The organism is Streptococcus sp. HMSC034B03, from assembly GCF_001838575.1.
GTDB classification, from domain to species: domain Bacteria; phylum Bacillota; class Bacilli; order Lactobacillales; family Streptococcaceae; genus Streptococcus; species Streptococcus anginosus.
The window spans coordinates 69,833-87,992 of sequence record NZ_KV837632.1; the positions used below are offsets into that span (position 1 = coordinate 69,833).

Annotated in this window: 20 protein-coding genes and 1 pseudogene; 9 read left to right on the forward strand and 12 right to left on the reverse strand. The window is 38.2% G+C overall.

Translation table 11 applies throughout. The features are described from left to right. The first annotated feature begins 9 nt into the window (after positions 1-9). The 3 genes from pstB (HMPREF2634_RS05105) to phoU all read left to right on the forward strand — a co-directional run bounded on the left by pstB (HMPREF2634_RS05105) (position 10) and on the right by phoU (position 2,348). On the forward strand, positions 10-813 hold the full coding sequence (gene pstB / locus HMPREF2634_RS05105) for a phosphate ABC transporter ATP-binding protein PstB (RefSeq protein ID WP_003032498.1): 804 nt from the start codon (positions 10-12) through the stop codon (positions 811-813). A gap of 42 nt (positions 814-855) precedes the next feature. Next, entirely contained in the window at positions 856-1,614 is a 759-nt protein-coding gene (pstB, locus tag HMPREF2634_RS05110) for a phosphate ABC transporter ATP-binding protein PstB (RefSeq protein WP_021001801.1), read from the forward strand. Positions 1,615-1,694: 80 nt separating this feature from the next. Next, positions 1,695-2,348 (forward strand): phosphate signaling complex protein PhoU, encoded by a 654-nt coding sequence (gene phoU, locus HMPREF2634_RS05115; protein ID WP_003033270.1) that lies wholly within the window; start codon positions 1,695-1,697, stop codon positions 2,346-2,348. A gap of 112 nt (positions 2,349-2,460) precedes the next feature. Here phoU and HMPREF2634_RS09725 read toward each other — a convergent pair. Continuing rightward, positions 2,461-3,548, reverse strand: a pseudogene (locus tag HMPREF2634_RS09725) (IS3 family transposase). A 143-nt stretch (positions 3,549-3,691) separates the two neighbouring features. Here HMPREF2634_RS09725 and radC point away from each other — a divergent pair. Then, positions 3,692-4,372: a RadC family protein gene (gene radC, locus HMPREF2634_RS05130; protein ID WP_003024167.1), complete on the forward strand. Its 681-nt coding sequence runs from the start codon at positions 3,692-3,694 to the stop codon at positions 4,370-4,372. Here radC and HMPREF2634_RS05135 read toward each other — a convergent pair. From HMPREF2634_RS05135 to HMPREF2634_RS05160, 6 genes are all read right to left on the reverse strand, one after another. Beyond that, positions 4,369-5,061, reverse strand: coding sequence for a gamma-glutamyl-gamma-aminobutyrate hydrolase family protein (locus tag HMPREF2634_RS05135; protein WP_003024171.1), 693 nt, complete (start codon positions 5,059-5,061; stop codon positions 4,369-4,371). The two genes, radC and HMPREF2634_RS05135, sit on opposite strands and share 4 nt — an antisense overlap. Positions 5,062-5,088: 27 nt before the next feature. Next, positions 5,089-5,733 carry a redox-sensing transcriptional repressor Rex gene (locus tag HMPREF2634_RS05140; RefSeq protein WP_003024173.1) on the reverse strand — a complete coding sequence of 215 codons (645 nt, stop codon included), beginning with the start codon at positions 5,731-5,733 and terminating at the stop codon, positions 5,089-5,091. 163 nt (positions 5,734-5,896) lie between these two features. Next, positions 5,897-6,244: a DUF1831 domain-containing protein gene (locus HMPREF2634_RS05145; RefSeq protein WP_021001800.1), complete on the reverse strand. Its 348-nt coding sequence runs from the start codon at positions 6,242-6,244 to the stop codon at positions 5,897-5,899. A gap of 4 nt (positions 6,245-6,248) precedes the next feature. Next, the gene (locus HMPREF2634_RS05150; protein WP_021001799.1) at positions 6,249-7,364 is read right to left on the reverse strand and encodes a cysteine desulfurase family protein; all 1,116 of its coding nucleotides are present in this window, start codon (positions 7,362-7,364) and stop codon (positions 6,249-6,251) included. A 9-nt stretch (positions 7,365-7,373) separates the two neighbouring features. Continuing rightward, positions 7,374-8,333, reverse strand: a complete 960-nt coding sequence (locus HMPREF2634_RS05155; RefSeq protein ID WP_106079409.1) for a ribose-phosphate diphosphokinase — start codon at positions 8,331-8,333, stop codon at positions 7,374-7,376. Positions 8,334-8,416: 83 nt separating this feature from the next. Continuing rightward, positions 8,417-8,977 carry a CYTH domain-containing protein gene (locus tag HMPREF2634_RS05160; RefSeq protein WP_021001798.1) on the reverse strand — a complete coding sequence of 187 codons (561 nt, stop codon included), beginning with the start codon at positions 8,975-8,977 and terminating at the stop codon, positions 8,417-8,419. Between the two features lie 95 nt (positions 8,978-9,072). On the opposite strand from HMPREF2634_RS05160, the gene HMPREF2634_RS05165 reads away from it, so the two are divergent. The 5 genes from HMPREF2634_RS05165 (at position 9,073) to mutY (ending at position 13,657) form a co-directional block, all read left to right on the forward strand. Next, entirely contained in the window at positions 9,073-9,744 is a 672-nt protein-coding gene (locus HMPREF2634_RS05165; protein WP_021001797.1) for a GTP diphosphokinase, read from the forward strand. Next, positions 9,728-10,546 (forward strand): NAD kinase, encoded by an 819-nt coding sequence (locus tag HMPREF2634_RS05170; RefSeq protein WP_021001796.1) that lies wholly within the window; start codon positions 9,728-9,730, stop codon positions 10,544-10,546. The genes HMPREF2634_RS05165 and HMPREF2634_RS05170 overlap by 17 nt, the downstream gene beginning before the upstream one ends. Further along, a complete protein-coding gene (locus HMPREF2634_RS05175) occupies positions 10,543-11,433 on the forward strand; it encodes an RluA family pseudouridine synthase (protein WP_021001795.1) in 891 nt (296 codons plus the stop codon). The genes HMPREF2634_RS05170 and HMPREF2634_RS05175 overlap by 4 nt, the downstream gene beginning before the upstream one ends. Positions 11,434-11,443: 10 nt before the next feature. Then, a complete protein-coding gene (gene pta / locus HMPREF2634_RS05180; RefSeq protein WP_003029342.1) occupies positions 11,444-12,421 on the forward strand; it encodes a phosphate acetyltransferase in 978 nt (325 codons plus the stop codon). A gap of 66 nt (positions 12,422-12,487) precedes the next feature. Continuing rightward, positions 12,488-13,657, forward strand: a complete 1,170-nt coding sequence (gene mutY, locus HMPREF2634_RS05185) for an A/G-specific adenine glycosylase (RefSeq protein WP_021001785.1) — start codon at positions 12,488-12,490, stop codon at positions 13,655-13,657. A gap of 112 nt (positions 13,658-13,769) precedes the next feature. Here the strand turns inward: mutY and HMPREF2634_RS05190 are convergent, their stop codons facing one another. The 5 genes from HMPREF2634_RS05190 to HMPREF2634_RS05210 all read right to left on the reverse strand — a co-directional run bounded on the left by HMPREF2634_RS05190 (position 13,770) and on the right by HMPREF2634_RS05210 (position 18,058). Further along, a complete protein-coding gene (locus HMPREF2634_RS05190; RefSeq protein WP_003024197.1) occupies positions 13,770-14,117 on the reverse strand; it encodes a DUF6568 family protein in 348 nt (115 codons plus the stop codon). 256 nt (positions 14,118-14,373) lie between these two features. Then, a complete protein-coding gene (locus HMPREF2634_RS05195) occupies positions 14,374-16,092 on the reverse strand; it encodes a phospho-sugar mutase (protein ID WP_021001784.1) in 1,719 nt (572 codons plus the stop codon). A gap of 178 nt (positions 16,093-16,270) precedes the next feature. Beyond that, a complete protein-coding gene (locus HMPREF2634_RS05200; protein ID WP_021001783.1) occupies positions 16,271-16,834 on the reverse strand; it encodes an ECF transporter S component in 564 nt (187 codons plus the stop codon). Further along, the gene (gene coaC, locus HMPREF2634_RS05205) at positions 16,818-17,369 is read right to left on the reverse strand and encodes a phosphopantothenoylcysteine decarboxylase (protein WP_021001782.1); all 552 of its coding nucleotides are present in this window, start codon (positions 17,367-17,369) and stop codon (positions 16,818-16,820) included. Before coaC ends, HMPREF2634_RS05200 begins: the two co-directional genes overlap by 17 nt. Continuing rightward, entirely contained in the window at positions 17,366-18,058 is a 693-nt protein-coding gene (locus tag HMPREF2634_RS05210) for a phosphopantothenate--cysteine ligase (protein WP_003024205.1), read from the reverse strand. The genes coaC and HMPREF2634_RS05210 overlap by 4 nt, the downstream gene beginning before the upstream one ends. Between the last annotated feature and the right edge of the window lie 102 nt (positions 18,059-18,160).

Here is an 18,160-nt window from a genome sequence, read left to right on the forward strand (position 1 = left end):
GGAGAAGAAATGACAGAATATAACTGGAATGAAAAACATATCGTTACTTTTCCTGAGAAAGAGGTTGTTTTATCAACGAAGAATTTGCATGTTTACTATGGTAAAAACGAATCCATTAAAGGGGTTGATATGCAGTTCAAGAAAAATAAGATTACAGCTCTTATCGGGCCTTCAGGTTCTGGTAAGTCAACCTATCTTCGCAGCTTGAATCGGATGAATGATACGATTGACATTGCTAAGGTCACTGGTGAGATTTGGTATGAAGGTATTGACATTAATCGCCCAGATATCAATGTCTATGAAATGCGGAAGCATATCGGAATGGTCTTTCAAAGACCAAATCCTTTTGCCAAATCTGTTTACCGCAACATCACCTTTGCTCATGAACGTGCCGGTGTTAAGGATAAGAAAATCTTAGATGAAATTGTAGAAACATCTCTAAAACAAGCAGCTCTGTGGGAACAAGTAAAGGATGACCTTCATAAATCTGCTTTGATGTTATCAGGCGGTCAGCAGCAACGTCTCTGCATTGCCAGAGCCATTTCCGTGAAGCCAGAAATACTTCTAATGGATGAACCTGCTTCTGCACTCGATCCAATCGCAACAGCGCAGTTAGAAGAAACGATGTTAGAATTGAAGAAGAACTATACGATTATCATCGTGACCCACAGCATGCAGCAAGCGGCGCGTGCGAGCGATTATACTGGTTTCTTCTATCTTGGTGATTTAATCGAATATGATGAAACAGCCAATATTTTCCAAAATGCTAAGTTACAGTCTACAAATGACTATGTTTCTGGTCATTTTGGCTAAGAAAATTGCTGCTTAATTAGAATTTATTAAAGGATTATCAGAATGACAGAACCTATTTTACAAATCAAGGACTTATCGGTTTATTATAATAAAAAGAAAGCTCTCAATAGTGTATCATTAGATATACTACCGCAGGAGATTACCGCTTTGATTGGTCCTTCTGGATCAGGAAAATCAACCCTTTTAAAAGCGATCAATCGCATGGGTGATTTAAATCCCGAGGTGACAACGACAGGTACTGTGATTTATAATGGACACAATATCTACAGTCCGCGAACAGATACGGTAGAGCTTCGCAAAGAAATTGGAATGGTCTTTCAACAGCCCAATCCATTTCCAATGACGATTTATGAAAACGTTGTCTACGGTTTGCGAATCAATGGCGTTAAAGACAAAGAGATACTAGATGAAGTAGTTGAAACATCATTAAAAGGAGCATCTATTTGGGATGAAGTGAAAGATCGTTTGAATGATTCAGCAATTGGCTTGTCTGGTGGTCAGCAGCAACGTGTCTGTGTGGCTCGTGTTTTGGCGACAAGTCCGAAAATCATCCTTTTAGATGAGCCAACATCAGCGCTTGATCCCATTTCTGCAGGAAAAATTGAAGAAACACTTCATGGGCTGAAAGCTCAATATACAATGTTACTCGTGACCCGCTCAATGCAACAAGCTAGCCGTATTTCAGACAAGACAGCGTTCTTCCTGGGTGGAGATTTAATTGAATTTAATACTACAAAAGAAATGTTTCTCAGTCCAATTCATAAAGAAACAGAAGATTACATTACAGGAAAATTTGGCTAGAAAGATGGATGCTACTTTTTGTTAGTTCAGCCAATCACGAGGATTATTAATCCTATTTATATCTGACGAAAGGAAAATTTATGCTTAGAGTACAATTTGAAGAAGACTTAGCAAAACTTCATAACCAATTTTATGCAATGGGAAATGAAGTTTTGTCACAGATTAATCGCACAGTTCGTGCATTTGTGACCCACGATCGTGAATTAGCAAAAGAGGTTATCGAAGAAGACGCAGAAGTAAATGAATATGAAGTAAAGTTGGAGAAAAAATCTTTAGAAATCATTGCTTTGCAGCAGCCAGTTTCACAAGACTTACGAACCGTTATTACAGTTTTGAAGGCAAGTAGTGATGTGGAAAGGATGGGGGATCATGCCGTTTCCATTGCACAAGCGACGATCCGCATGAAAGGAGAAGTTCGCATCCAGTCTGTTGAGGAAGAAATCAGCAAGATGGGGCGTGATGTTAAAAACTTTGTGGAAGCAGCGCTTGATCTTTACCTTAATGGCGACGTGGATAAGGCCTATGAAGTAGCTGCTATGGATGAGAAAATCAATCAGTACTTTGATGATATTCGAGACCTAGCAACGCAAGAAATTAAGTCAAATCCAGATTTGATTGTTACAGGTCGTGATTACTTCCAAGTTATTTCGTACTTAGAACGTATTGGTGATTACGCCAAAAATATCTGTGAATGGGTTGTTTATTTTGAAACAGGTAAAATTGTTGAAATGTAAATACTAACTTAAAAAATTTGAGAATCGGTACTGCACCCCAATAATGGGACAGAACCCCCCTCCCCCCTTTTTATGCGACCCGTTTTCTGTAATCTACAGGAGACTGGTCGTTTCATCTCTGTTGAATACTAGTTTCATTATAAAATATGATGTAAGATTAACAATATCTGTTATACTATCTTTAGTTAAGTTTCTCCAGTTATGGAGATAGAAGGTTTCAGACTTTAGGACAGAATGAAACCATTCGATACAGGCATTATCTGCTGGTGTTCCCTTACGGGACATAGAGCGGATAATGCCTCTTTCTGTGCAAGCCTGGTAATATGCTTTTGAGGTGTAGACAGAGCCCTGATCGCTGTGCAAGAGCGCTCCTTGAGACACATTCAGTTGGTTCAAAGTATCCAACACAAAGTCCGTATCCTGACAATCTGAGATGGTATAAGCCACAATCTCACGATTATAGAGGTCCATGATAGAGGAAAGGTAGAGTTTTTACAGTTTCCAAAGTAGAGGTAGGTCATGTCTGTGACTAGCTTCTCCAGTGGCTTTTCTGCTTTAAAATCACGGTCTAGCTTATTCTCTGTTACATAGTAGGGCTTACCTAGACTCGGCCCCTTCTTAGGAAGTACACGGCAGAACCAACCATTCTCCTTCATGATACGATAAACCTTTTTAGGATTGATGACAAGGTTATCCCTCTTCTTGAGCAATCGAGTGATGGTACGGTAGCCGTAGATAACCTGATTTCCCATACAGATTCGCTCGATTTTTTCTACAACCTCGTCCCTTTTTTAGGGTTCTCACCTTCTGCTTTCCAACGGTAGAAAGTGGATCGTTTGATACCAAAACAGTCCAGAATGACGGATATTGGGCAGACGTTTTTGTATTCTTCCACCAGCTTGATAAGACTTACTTTGTCGATGGTCTTATCAAGCTCCGATACTTTTTTAGTAGTTCCACCTGTAGTCGTAACTGTTCCACTTCGGATAGCTGTTCCATTCCTTTACCGTAGGTATATTGTTTCCCCACAGGTTGGTGGAAACGGTGCAGTTCATCATTCTGATACCATCGCCACCAGGTTTTGACCTGACTAACATTTTTGATGCCCAGAGTCTCCATGATAACCTTATTGGACTTACCTGCTTTCTTCATTTCAATGCAGGCTAACTTAGTTTCTACCGAATACGCCTTTTTGACCATAACAAAATACTCCTGTTTCTAGTTTACTAGATTTCAACAGGAGGGTTTTTCTTGTGTCTCATTTTATGGGGCTAGTGCCAATCATTTCTCAGATTTTTTATTTTCCTCTTCTTTTTCCGAATAAGGATATGAGGAGGTTTTTTATGTATAGTATTTCATTTCAGGAAGATTCTTTGTTGCCAAGGGAACGTTTAGTTGCAGAAGGTGCAGAACAATTGAGCAATCAAGAATTGTTATCCATTCTTATCCGCACAGGTAATAAAAAAGAAACTGTTTTTCAAGTTTCTCAACGGATTTTATCAACTATTTCTAGTTTGAATGATTTGCGCAATATGACGCTACAAGAATTGCAATCAATCTCTGGAATTGGTCGTATCAAGGCTATTGAATTACAAGCTATGATTGAATTAGGCCAGCGAGTCAGTAAGGCAGAATTGATTACGCAAGAGCAAATTTTAGGTAGTCAAAAGCTGGCGAAAAAAATGCAACAAGAATTGGGGCATAAGAAGCAGGAACACCTTGTGGCTTTATATCTGAATACTCAAAACAAAATCATTCATCAGCAGACGATTTTTATCGGTAGTGTATCACGCAGTATTGCAGAGCCACGAGAAATCCTGCATTATGCTGTGAAACACATGGCGACATCCATTATTTTGGTGCACAATCATCCGTCAGGAGCTGTACTGCCAAGCAAAAATGACGATGAAGTGACCAAACATGTAAAAGAAGCGTGTGAATTAATGGGCTTCATCTTACTGGATCATCTCATCGTCGCAGAGAAAGATTATTATAGTTATCGCGAAGAAACAGACTTGATTTAAAGTCTATTGACAACATAGTCAAATAACATTCGATCTTTAGGGCGTGTTTCAAATAAGAATTCTGGATGCCACTGGACTCCCAGATAAGCGATTTCATCAGTTGTTGTAATGGCTTCAATGGTGTTGTCTTTCGGATCACGGGCAATGACTTCGACATTTTCTGCTAAATCTTTGATACTCTGATGATGGAAAGAGTTGATATGAGATACTTCGCCGTAAATCTTTTCCAAAACAGAGCCGGATTTAGTGACTAGTTTTTGAGTAGTATATTCAGCAGAACTGTCTTGCCAATGGTGCTCAATATCTTGATAAAGTGTTCCACCCATTGCAACATTAAACAATTGCGTACCGCGGCAAACGGTAAAAATTGGTTTTTGTTGCTGGATAGCTTCATGGATTAAGGCTAATTCAAACAAATCACGCTCCAAATGGTAATCATCACTGTCAATTGTTTTTTCTTCGCCATAGAATTGTGGTGATACATTTTGCCCACCCGTTAGGATAAGTTTGTCAATCATCTGGATGTAGCACCGTGCCATATCTGCATCTCCAATCGGCAATATGATAGGAGTTCCACCAACTTCTTTTACGCCCTCTACAAATCCCTTAGCAGCATAACTCATGATGGCAAATTCATCTTCAGGGTTTGGTCTTTCGTTTCCAGTAATGCCGATAATAGGTTTCTTCATAAATAAATGTCTGCTCTTTCTAATTGCTTAATGCTCTTTTTTCATAAAATAAAGGAGTGTTTGTAGCTCACTTGTCAAATCAACATATTGAACGACAACATCTTTTGGAACGGTTAAGTGAACAGGAGAAAAACTGAGAATACCTTTTACACCAGCTTCCACAAGAACAGTTGCAACCTCTTGCGCTTTTGCACTAGGAACTGTTAAAATAGCTGTTTTAACATCCACACCTTTTAATTTGTTATTGATTTGTGAAATACCATAAATAGGAATCCCGTCATTTGTAGTAGTCCCAACTTCAGGATGATCATCTGTATCAAATGCCATAACAATCTTCATTTTGTTCCGTTCGTGGAAACGGTAGTGGAGCAAAGCATGTCCCATGTTACCGATACCAACTAACATCACATTGGTAATGGAATTGTCATGAAGTAAGTCAGCAAAAAAATTCATGAGTTTTTTTACATCATAACCATATCCACGACGACCTAATTCGCCAAAGTAAGAAAAATCTCGACGGACAGTGGCAGAATCAATACCGATCGCATCTGCAATTTGTTTTGAATTGGCTTTTTCAATTTTTTCAGAATTAAATCGTTTAAAAATCCGATAATACAGAGAGAGCCTTTTAGCAGTTGCGCGTGGAATAGTTGTATTTTTTTCAAATTTCACAAAATCACATCCTTTCAAAGACTATTTTATAGAAAGTTTGTGAAAAAATCAACTTATTTGATAAAAATAGAAAAGGAGTAGGACAAAATCAAAGATTTTTGGCTTGTTTCCTACTCTTTATTGTTTTACTAATGATTTAAAAATGAGTTTTTAAGCTATTTGTTTATTGTTCTTGTTTAGTGAAAATACCACGTTCTACCAAGCTATCCATTAAGAAATAAAACTTTTCTTGAATGATGTGATTGTCTTCTGATTTAAAAATATTCACTAACCGAAGACCAGATTTGTCTGTAATATTGATTTTCACACCTGAAAGCTCTTTGTTGATAATGATTTTCAACAAAAAGCCGTCTCCACTATTGGGAACACTTTCTAATAAACGTGTTAATTCATAATTTCCAACTTTTGTTTCAGAAAAAGTGTTATCACGCAAAGTAAATTTTTTTACGTTTTCTCCAAGAGAGTAGCTGTATGGGCAATCTTTTAAGTGAATAGTGGTCTGAAAAGCCATCTATTTATCCTCCTAAAATTTCTTTTAATATTGTGGTAAATTGGTGAACTTCTTCTGAAGTATTTTGTTCTGAAAAGCTAATGCGGATAGATTCCTTTAATCGCTCTGAATCACTACCATACAAAGCTTCAAGAACATGACTGGGCTCAACGGCACCTGCTGTACAAGCAGAGCCAGTTGAGATAGAGATTCCAGCTAAGTCTAAACGCATAAGTAGTAAGTCATTAGCTTGTTTAGGAAAGCCGAGATTTATTACATAGGGGAGTGTATGAGAATCATTATTTATATAGTAATGGATTCCGTCAAGTTCAGAGAGAAGTTGCTGTTTCAAGCTTTCAACATGTTCCATGTTTTCTTGGTAGCAATTGAGGCTCTCTTTTAGAGCCGCAACCATACCGGCAATAGCCGCTAAATTCTCAGTTCCTGCACGTCTTTTATCCTCTTGATCTCCACCATGTAAAAATTTGTCAAATTTTACATGATTGAAGTACAAGAAGCCGATGCCTTTTGGACCATGAAATTTATGAGCTGATGCACTCATGAAGTCAATTCCTAGTTCTTCAGGATAGACAGGTAATTTGCCCATAATTTGTACTGCATCCACATGATAAGCAGTGGGATGATGTTTCAAAACTTCAGCAATTTCTTTGATTGGAAGCAGGTAGCCAGTTTCATTGTTGGCATACATAGTGGAGACAAGTATAGTATCCTCTCTAAGAGCTTCTTTTATCTGCTGAGCTGTGATTTCTCCATTTTGGGGTTGAATATAAGTCGCTTCAAAGCCAAATTTATTCACCAGATATTCAATCGTTTCAAGAACCGAATGATGCTCAATAGCAGTAGTAATAATGTGTTTTCCTTGATCTTGATGGGCTAAGGCATATCCTTTTATGGCTGTATTGTTACTTTCTGTCCCACCTGATGTAAAGATGATATGTTGGCTTTTAGTATGAAGTAGGTCAGCAAGTTCTTGTCGGGCTTTGCGAAGAATTTTACTAGCAGCTCTTCCGTGGCTATGAATGCTAGATGGATTGCCAAAGGTATTTTCCATAACCTGTGTCATAGCAGTAATAGCAGCTTTTGACATGGGAGTTGTTGCTGCATTATCGAAATAAATCAAGATTTCTCCTTATTTCTTTTTATTGTAAGCAAACAGTGGACTGACTGGTTTTCTTTTATGGATACGAACGATTGCATCTCCGATTAGCCCACTTGCAGTAATGTATTGAACATTTTTCGGAGTTTTTTCTTTCGTTACAACTGAGTCAGTAACCAGGATTTCTTTGATAGGAGAGTTATCTAACTTTTCAGCGGCTCCCTCAACAAATAAACCATGACTAGAAACTGCATAAATCTCTGTTGCACCTTCACGTTTAACGATTTTTGAAGCTTCCGCAAAGGTACGTCCGGTATTTAAAATATCATCAATAAGGATAGCTTTTTTCCCAGCAACATCTCCGATAATGTATCCTTCGTTACGGTGGGTATCGTCTTGAGCGTAGTCGATAATCGCAATTGGAGCATCTAAATGTTCTGCTAAGCTTCTAGCACGTTTAACACCAGAGTTTTTGGGACTGACCACAACTACGTCCTCGCCAGACAAGCCTTTTTCGCAGTAATGTTTGGCAAAAAGAGGAACGGTGTAAAGGTTATCAACAGGGATATCAAAGAAGCCTTGGACTTGGACAGCATGCAAATCTAGGGTTAGAACACGATCAACTCCTGCCTTAACCAGCATATTCGCTACGAGCTTGGCTGTAATTGGTTCGCGAGGAGCGGCCGTTCGGTCTTGACGAGCATAGCCAAAATATGGCATCACAACATTGACAGAATTAGCGCTGGCGCGATTGCAAGCATCCACCATGATGAGAAGTTCCATCAAATGATTATTGACAGGGAAACTCGTTGATTGAATGATAAATACATCAAAGCCACGCACGCTTTCCTCGATGTTTACTTGGATTTCTCCGTCTGAAAATTGACGTGATGAAAGTTTTCCAAGAGGCACATCAGCAGCTTTAGCGATTTTTTCGGCAATATCGTGATTGGAATTTAGTGCAAACAACTTCATCTGTGCTTTATCCGTCAGTATATCCATCATAACTTATTAAGACTCCTTTTGATTTCTACACTCCATTTTATCAAAAAATAAGCAAAATTTCAGCTTTTTATTCATAAGTTTTGAGCAAATCTTGCAACTTTAGGTTTTGCATATTTATAATGGATATGATGATCCTGTAAAAAGTGATTGAATTGTTCTTTTCCAATTTTAGCATCTGTTACTTCTAGCTCTAATTCGTAGTCTGTTTTGTCAAAATAATGATTTTCATCAAGTGCCATCAAGCCAATAGTAGTCTCTTTTTCATAGCGAATAGTTGTCAAGTTCCCTAGAATCTTTAATTTCTCGAGGTTGATAGCAGCCTGAGTCAGCAGAGTGTGTATTTCTCCTTCAGGTAGCACACATGTATTGATGAGAGTGTGAGACTCTTCTAAAGTGAGAAATTGATTGTATTCCATATTACCGACCTGCTGCGGAATTTTTAAAGTTAATTCGGCACGAGTTTCAAAAGTACGAATCCGAAGTGCCATTTTTGCATCTCGAATTGAAAAGTCGGCTGTGTCAATATAGTAGTTTATCTGCTTGGTAGCTTTTATCTTTGAAAACAGTGGTAACAGCTGTTGGTACTCATTTTTTGTCAGAAGCGTTTTGTATTCAATTTCCAAATGATCCATTTTCCAATCCTTTTCTTTTGTTTGAAAGCGATTTATGTTATAATAAGTATTGTGTTTATTTTATAAAAAATTAAGTAAAATGACAAGGTGAGTGTATGCAATTAGAGTGGGAAGAGTTTCTGGATCCTTATATTCAAGCGGTTGGTGAATTAAAGATCAAACTGCGTGGGATTCGTAAACAGTATCGAAAACAAAAAAAGCATTCTCCGATTGAGTTTGTGACAGGTCGTGTAAAACCGATAGAAAGCATCAAAGAAAAAATGGCTTTGCGCGGGATTAAAGAGGAAAATCTAGCGCAAGATATGCAGGATATAGCAGGTTTGCGGGTCATGGTTCAATTTGTGGATGATGTGGAAGAAGTTTTGGATGTTTTGCGAAAGCGGCATGATATGCGGATTGTTCAAGAGCGAGACTATATTAAAAACCGTAAGGCTAGTGGTTATCGAAGCTACCATGTCATTATTGAATATCCTGTTGATACAATTAATGGCAATAAAATCATTTTAGCAGAAATTCAAATTCGTACTCTGTCCATGAATTTTTGGGCAACGATTGAACATTCTCTGAATTATAAGTATAAAGGAGAATTTCCAGATGAGATTAAGAAACGTTTGGAAATTACAGCAAAAATCGCCTATCAATTAGACGAAGAAATGGGAAAAATTCGCGATGATATTCAAGAGGCACAAGCTTTATTTGACCCAATTAGTCGTAAATTAAATGATGGCGTAGGAAATAGTGACGATACAGATGAAGAATACAGGTAAAAGAATAGGGATTATCAGTAATCGCAGACGGCAAAGTCAAGAACTTTGTCGCCAATTAAAACAAAAATTAAAGCAAAATCATTTTATTTTGAATGATAATAATCCTGATATTGTCATTTCAATCGGTGGCGACGGGATGCTTTTGTCAGCCTTTCACAAATATGAAGATCAGCTAGACAAAGTTCGCTTTGTTGGTGTTCACACAGGACATTTGGGCTTTTATACAGATTATCGAGATTTTGAGTTGGACAAACTAATTGATAATTTAAAATTAGATACAGGCGCAAAGGTGTCTTATCCGATTTTGAATGTGAAAATTTTCCACGGAAATAATGAAGTTTGTATAAAACGTGCTTTGAACGAGGCGACAGTCAAGCGTTCTGGACGAACAATGGTCGCTGATATCATTATCAATCAAGTGCATTTTGAGCGCTTTCGTGGTGATGGCATTTCAGTATCAACTCCGACAGGAAGCACAGCTTACAATAAATCGCTAGGCGGAGCTGTTCTCCACCCGACTATTGAAGCTCTTCAGATTGCAGAAGTTGCAAGCTTAAATAATCGTGTGTTTCGAACCCTGGGCTCCTCAATTATCGTTCCTAAGAAAGATAAAATTGAAATCGTGCCGACTTGGAATGACCGACATGCGATTTCGATTGACAATCAGAATTTTATGATAAACAATATTTCTAAAATTGAATTTCAAATTGATCAACATAAGATTAACTTTCTTGCTACACCGAGTCATACGAGTTTCTGGAATCGTGTAAAAGATGCTTTTATTGGCGAGGTGGAGGAATGAGGTTTGAATTTACTGCAGATGAACATGTTAAAGTTAAGACCTTTTTAAAAAAGCACGAAATTTCCAAAAGTTTGCTCGCAAAAATTAAGTTTTCTGGTGGGGATATTCAGGTAAATGGCAAAAAGCAAAATGCCATTTATTTGTTAGATATTGGCGACAAAGTTGCCGTCGATATTCCTGCAGAAGAAGGTTTTGGCAGTTTGCAAGCTGTAGAGAAAGATTTAGAAATTGTCTACGAAGATGCACATTTTTTGATTTTGAACAAGCCAGCAGGCGTGGCCAGCATTCCTAGTGTGAATCATTCCAATACAATGGCCAATTTTGTGAAGGCTTATTATATTGCAAATCATTATGAAAATCAGCAGATTCATATTGTGACTCGTTTAGACCGTGATACGAGTGGTCTGATGTTGTTTGCAAAGCATGGTTATGCTCATGCAAGATTAGATAAACAATTGCAAAAGAAAGTCATTGAGAAGCATTATTATGCTTTGGTCAAGGGTTCGGCACCGTTAAAGCCAGAAGGAGATATTATTGCTCCCATAGCGCGTGAAGATAGTAGTATCATTACTCGCTGTGTGGCAAAAAATGGAAAATATGCTCATACGAGTTATAAAGTTTTAGCGCAGTATGATGATATTTATCTCGTGGATATTCATCTTCATACAGGACGAACACACCAGATTAGGGTTCATTTTTCTTATATTGGTTTTCCGCTCTTGGGAGATGACTTATATGGTGGAAGCATGACTGACGGAATAACGCGACAAGCGCTTCATTGTCATTCATTGCGTTTTTACAATCCATTCCATGAGGAAGTTGTGAATAAATCAAGTCCTTTTCCGGAAGACTTTCAAACAGTCATTCAAAAATTAAGCAATAATTAAGGAGTAAAACATGAAAATTTTTGAAACAATTCGTGAAACATTGCAAGACAAAGAAGTGAAGATTGTCTTACCAGAAGGTGAAGAACCACGTATTCTTCAAGCTACTAAACGTTTGGTAAAGGAAACAAGTATCACACCTGTTTTATTGGGAAATCCTGAAAAAATTCGTATTTACCTTGAAATTGAAGGTGTGACAGAAGGTTATGAAGTCATTGACCCTCAAAATTGTTCATGCTTTGAAGAAATGGTTGCAGCTTTTGTAGAACGCCGTAAAGGAAAAATCACAGAAGACGAAGCGCGTAAATTATTGAAAGAGGACGTCAATTATTTTGGTGTCATGCTTGTTTATCTTGGTAAAGTACAAGGTATGGTTTCTGGTGCGATTCATTCTACAGCAAGCACGGTTCGCCCAGCTCTTCAAATTATCAAAACACTTCCTTGGGTTTCTCGCACATCTGGTGCCTTTCTCATGGTTCGCGGTGATGAACGCTATGTTTTCAGTGATTGTGCAATCAATATTGATCCAGATGCTAAAACATTAGCAGAAATTGCTATTAACTCTGCCTTGACCGCGCAAATCTTTGATATTGACCCTAAAGTGGCGATGCTGAGTTATTCAACTAAAGGTTCTGGATTTGGTGAAAAGGTTGATAAAGTCGTCGAAGCAACGAAACTTGCGCAAGAAATGCGACCAGATCTTGCTATTGATGGAGAATTACAGTTTGATGCGGCATTTGTACCTAAAACAGCAGAGTTAAAAGCTCCTGGCAGCAATGTAGCTGGTCAAGCGACTGTCTTTGTATTTCCTGGTATCGAAGCTGGAAATATTAGCTATAAAATGGCAGAGCGCCTCGGTGGCTTTTCAGCAGTCGGCCCTATTTTGCAAGGATTGAATCATCCAGTAAACGACCTTTCACGTGGATGCAACGCTGATGATGTTTATAAATTAACATTGATTACTGCCAGTCAAGCAGTTGGTCATTATTAGAAAGCCAAGACAGAATCCAGAATTCAAGTTCTGGGTTCTCTTTTTATTTTGTGTTATACTAAAGTTATGTTAGATTTGAAAAAATATGGAATTGAGATGTGGGAGGATGAAAAAATTGTCTCCTTTCGCCAAAAATTATTAGCTTGGTATGATGAGAATAAACGTGATTTGCCTTGGCGGAGAAGCAGTAATCCTTATCATATCTGGATTTCAGAAATTATGCTTCAGCAAACACGGGTAGATACGGTTATTCCTTACTATGAGCGCTTTTTAGCTTGGTTTCCGACAATCAAAGATTTAGCAATGGCTTCAGAAGAACGTTTGCTTAAAGCTTGGGAGGGGCTAGGTTACTACTCGCGAGTACGCAATATGCAACAGGCTGCTCAGCAGATTATGACAGATTTTAGTGGCGAGTTTCCTCACACTTACGAGGAGATTTCTAGTCTGAAAGGAATTGGTCCTTATACAGCAGGAGCTATTGCAAGTATTGCTTTTGGCTTGCCTGAGCCAGCGGTTGATGGGAATGTTATGCGGGTCCTGAGCCGTTTATTTGAGGTGAATTTGGATATTGGTGTCCCTGCTAACCGAAAGGTTTTTCAAGCGATGATGGAAATTCTGATTGACCCCCAAAGACCGGGAGATTTTAACCAAGCTTTGATGGATTTAGGCTCAGATATTGAAGCACCTATCAACCCTAGACCTGATGACAGTCCAGTAAGGGAATTTAGCGCTGCTTACTTACATGGAACAATGGATAGATACCCTATCAAAGCTCCTAAGAAAAAACCAGTTCCAGTTTATTTGTATGGTTTGATTATCCAGAATAGTCAAGGAGAATTTCTTTTAGAGAAAAATGAAACAAGCAGTCTTTTATCAGGATTTTGGCACTTTCCTTTGATTGAAGTGGAAGAATTTCCGGACGGTGAACAGTTATCCTTTTTTGAAGTGGCAGAAAATCAAGTTGCATTTGAATTATCTCCGCAAGAAAGCTTTGAGCAGGACTATGATGTGGTAGTGAATTGGCAGGAGCAAGCTTTTCCGACAATTCAACATGTGTTCAGTCATCGCAAGTGGCAGATTCGTTTGCTTTACGGTCGAGTAGCAAATATGACAAAAAATCAAAAAGAGGAACAAGTTCTGTGGCTGCATCCTGATGACTTTACCGACTATCCGTTTGCGAAACCTCAGCAGAAGATGTGGCAAGCCTTTCAGGAAGGCAAATTAAAAGGAAATTAAATGTTAAGAGGCAAGGATAACATGCTCCCTGCCTCGCTTTGTGATTGTAAAAGCCACTGTCTAGTTGGTTTATAATATGCTGTGAAGTTGGTGATTTATATCAGCTTCATTTTTATAAGTTAGCGAATGTCTTGATTTCGTCAGCCGTCATAGAAGAGTCACAACGGACAGTCACATGACCATTCTCTGTATGTAAAAATCCTGGTACAGTTGGGATTCCATATTCGGAACGAAAAGCTTGGAGCTCTTCCAGTTCACTAGGTTCCTCACTATTGATAAAGAAAATATGTGCTTGAGTTTCAGCGACAACACTAGCTAGCGTAGTGGCGAATTTACGACAGTAAGGGCACGTTTTACGCCCAATGAAAAAAGTTGCATTTTCTTTATTTGCAATGGCTTGTCGGGCACGTTCAACAGTCGTGACTTCTAAATCTTTGATATCTTGTGTAAATTTATCCATAAAATAACCTCATTTCTTTTGTTCATTCTAGTATGCCACAAATAGGAAAATAATGCAGAGATTTGAAATGAAATGTAAAATATTGAAAGAGAAGTGAAACAGGACAACAGTCTGCTAGACTGTTTGAAGTTGTAAACAGAGAAAATATTATTTTCTATTATAAAAGCAGTTCGAGTCTGAGACACTCTTGTCCCAGACTCGAAGTTTGAATATTGTAGAAGTTAGACTGAGAAATCAAAACCTTTTTACTTTTTGCTTATTTTACAAAATCATTGATCTCTGCTTCAATTTTAGCAAGTTTTGCTTGAGCGTCTTGGCTGGAATCTCCGACAACAGCAATGTAGAATTTGATTTTTGGTTCTGTTCCTGAAGGACGTACAGCAATCCATGAACTATCAGCAAGTGTGTATTTTAATACGTCACTTGCTGGAGTTGTTAATTTCCTTACATTGCCGTCAGAATCGGTAGCGGTTTGTGCTTTGAAATCTTCTGTGACTGTAATAGCAGTAGCGTTGAATTCTTTCGGTGCATTGTCACGGAACTTGCTCATAATAGCTTTGATTTGTTCAGCGCCATCAACACCAGACAAAGTAACTGAAATCGTCTTTTCAGCATAATAACCATATTCTTTGTAGATTTCTTCAATTCCGTCTGCAAGAGTTAAGCCGCGAGAACGGTAGTAGGCAGCTAATTCTGCAACAACCAATACAGCTTGGATAGCATCTTTGTCACGCACAAATGGTTTAATCAAGTAGCCAAAGCTTTCTTCAAAGCCCATCATGTAAGTGTGATTGTATTTTTCTTCAAATTCTTGAATCTTTTCAGCGATAAATTTGAAACCAGTTAAGACGTTAAACATGGTAGCGCCGTAGCTTTCAGCAATCTTGGTCACAAGATCGGTAGACACAATGGATTTGCAAAGTGCTGCATTGGCAGGAAGTGTTCCAGCAGTCTTGTGCGCTTCAAGGATATACTTAGCCATAATCGCACCGATTTGATTTCCTGAAAGATTGCGGTAGCTACCGTCTTTTTGGAGAACTTCAACACCCACACGGTCAGCATCTGGGTCCGTTGCGACAAGAACATCCGCACCAACTTTACGTCCCAATTCTTCAGCAAGAGCGAAAGCAGCTTGGTTTTCTGGATTTGGTGATTTGACAGTGGAGAAGTCTGGATCTGGCACGCATTGAGCTTCAACAACCTGAACAGAATCAAAACCAGCTTGGGCAAATGCTCGACGTGCTAACATTTCACCTGTACCGTGAAGCGGAGTGTAGACGATTTTCATGTCTTTTCCATATTCATCAATCAATTGTTGGTTGATGTTGACGTCTTTTACTTCTTTTAGGTATTCAATATCGACATTTTCACCGATGATCTCAATCAATCCAGATGCTTTTTCGGCTTCAACATCAGCAACTTCAATGGCAAATGGATTTTCGATTGCACGAATATAATCTGTCAAGGCATCAGCATCATGCGGCGGCATTTGCCCCCCATCTTCACCATAAACTTTATAACCATTAAATGGAGCAGGATTGTGGCTAGCAGTAATCATAATTCCAGCAAAAGTTCCTAAATAGCGAACCGCAAATGACAGTTCTGGTGTTGGACGGAGACTTTCAAATACATAAGATTTAATGCCATGTTTTGCTAAAACAGCAGCAGATTCAAAGGCGAATTCTGGAGAGAAGTGACGAGAGTCATAAGCGATAGCGACACCGCGTTTTTTGAAATCTTCACCTTTTTCATCAATCAAACGTGCTAAACCTTCAGTTGCCTGACGAACAACATAAATATTGATACGATTCGTACCAGCTCCTATCAGACCACGCATACCAGCGGTACCAAATTCAAGATTGGTATAAAAAGCATCTTCTTTTGTCTTTTCGTCCATCGAATCCAATTCTTTACGAAGGTAGTCTGGAAGTTCTGCAAAATCAAGCCATTTTTTGAAATTTTCTTGGTAAGTCATTACGAAATCTCCTTTTTAAAATAGGGAAGCTTATGAAAAATCAGTGAAAACAGGAAATGTCATTACTTATTTAATAAAGGAGCGAGCACATCCATTTTTCTCAATTTTTCAGCTTTCTGCATTGTTTAACCGTTTTCATTATAGCATTTTTTCATAAAAAAATCACGTTTTCACGTGATTATTTTCTAACTTTTTCAAGAGCTGGAATAATGGTAACTGTCAGAATCGCAGAAATAATCATTTCAGCAATGGAATTGGTTGAAATGACAGATGCGAGTAAGAGCTGAATATTCCCATTATATACTTTGGAGAATAATAAGAAAATCCCTCCTAAAACAAAAATAGTATTTGTCAACGAACCGACTGTTCCAGCTAAGATAAGTCCGGTCTTATTTTTAAGATATTTATAAACAAAATAAGGAGTGACTCCGATTAAGATTCGCGGAACAAGGGCAATGATGAGCGAATAAATATTCCCATTAGGTACAAACGGGCTAAACAAGTAACTGGTTGGCAAGAGAACAAGTGTGTTCGTAACCAGACTAATGATACCCATTAGCGCCCCTAAAATAGCGCCTACCTTTGGTCCATATAAAATACTTGCAATAATAACGGGAATGTGGACAATCGTTGGTTTGATTGGGACGGGAAAAAGGTTAAATATTACTGAACTCAATAGATGAATGACGAGCATAATCGCAAAAAAGATAGCAATTTGAGCAATATTAGATTGTTTCTTCATAAATCATTTCCTTTACTTTTTTTATAATTGTTTCTACAGAAGCAAGGGCGCCAATTCCGTGGTCACCACAGGCTAGGACGGTTTCTCTAGGCTGAATAATTTGCCAGCCGTATTTTTCTAGTTTAGATAGATTTTCTTGAGTGATTGGATTTTCATACATTTTGGTATTCATAGCTGGGGCTAATACCTTTTTGGCTGTTGATGGCAGAGCAAGTGCGGTACTGGTTATCATATTGTCTGCAAAGCCATTAGCTAATTTAGCGATCGTATTGGCGGAAGCAGGTGCAACTAAGAAAAGATCCGTTTGCTTGGCAATTTCAATATGATTGACCTTGTTTGGCGCAGGCTCCTCCATGACATCTGTATGCACTAAATTTTTCGACAATACCTGCAAAGTCAGCGGTGTAATGAAATTTGTAGCTGCTTGAGACATCAGAACAGTCACCTTTTGATTGTCTTTTGTCAATTGACTGGTCAAGTCAGCAGCTTTATATGCGGCAATGCTTCCTGTGACGGCTAAAGTAATATGTTTCATAAATTGTCCTTTGTGTGAATGTGTGTTACGAGTTGTTGAGAGATTTCCTCTTTTGTGTTGGCTTCTATGACAGAATTTTCTTTGACTAAGTAAGCATGATGTTGATTATTGGAAATATCATACAAGTCATTTGCTACAATTATTTCAGCTTGATTTTTAGCAAGACTAGCACGAGCAACTGTCAGTAATTCTTCCTTAGAAACATCAACTAAGAGTTTAAAACCAATTAGACGGATATTGGGATTCCATTTTTTGACTTGACTGATAATTTTCGGTGTTTGTTTGAGAAAGAGCACTTGGTATTCATCTTTTGATGAAATCTTGCCTTGATCATTGGTCTTGTTTAAAAACTCTGTTAAATCCTGTGAAGCAGTGATTTGTTCAAAACCTGTCATGTAAATAGGCGTGTAGTCAGAAACGGCCATTGAATGAATCAAAACATCATGAGTTTTGACCAAAGACTGCATTGTTTCTAGCAAATCTTGAACATTTTCAATGATTTGAATGGTTAAATTTGGATGAGCAGTAGGCTTGACAGCATTCTGTGTAGTGACTAATGTAACTTGATCGCCTTGTGCTAAAAAACTCTCCGCAATAAGAGCACCAAGCTTTCCTGTTGAGTGATTCGTAATAGAACGAACTTGATCGATTTTTTCGCTCGTTCCGCCAGAAGTAATCAATAGTTTCATAACTAAATTTTACACAAAAAAAGTTAATTCGTAAATCAAAAAGACTTTTCCGAACGTTTTGAGAAGTTTAGCTTTGAAAGTGTTTGTTTTCTTTATTTTTTT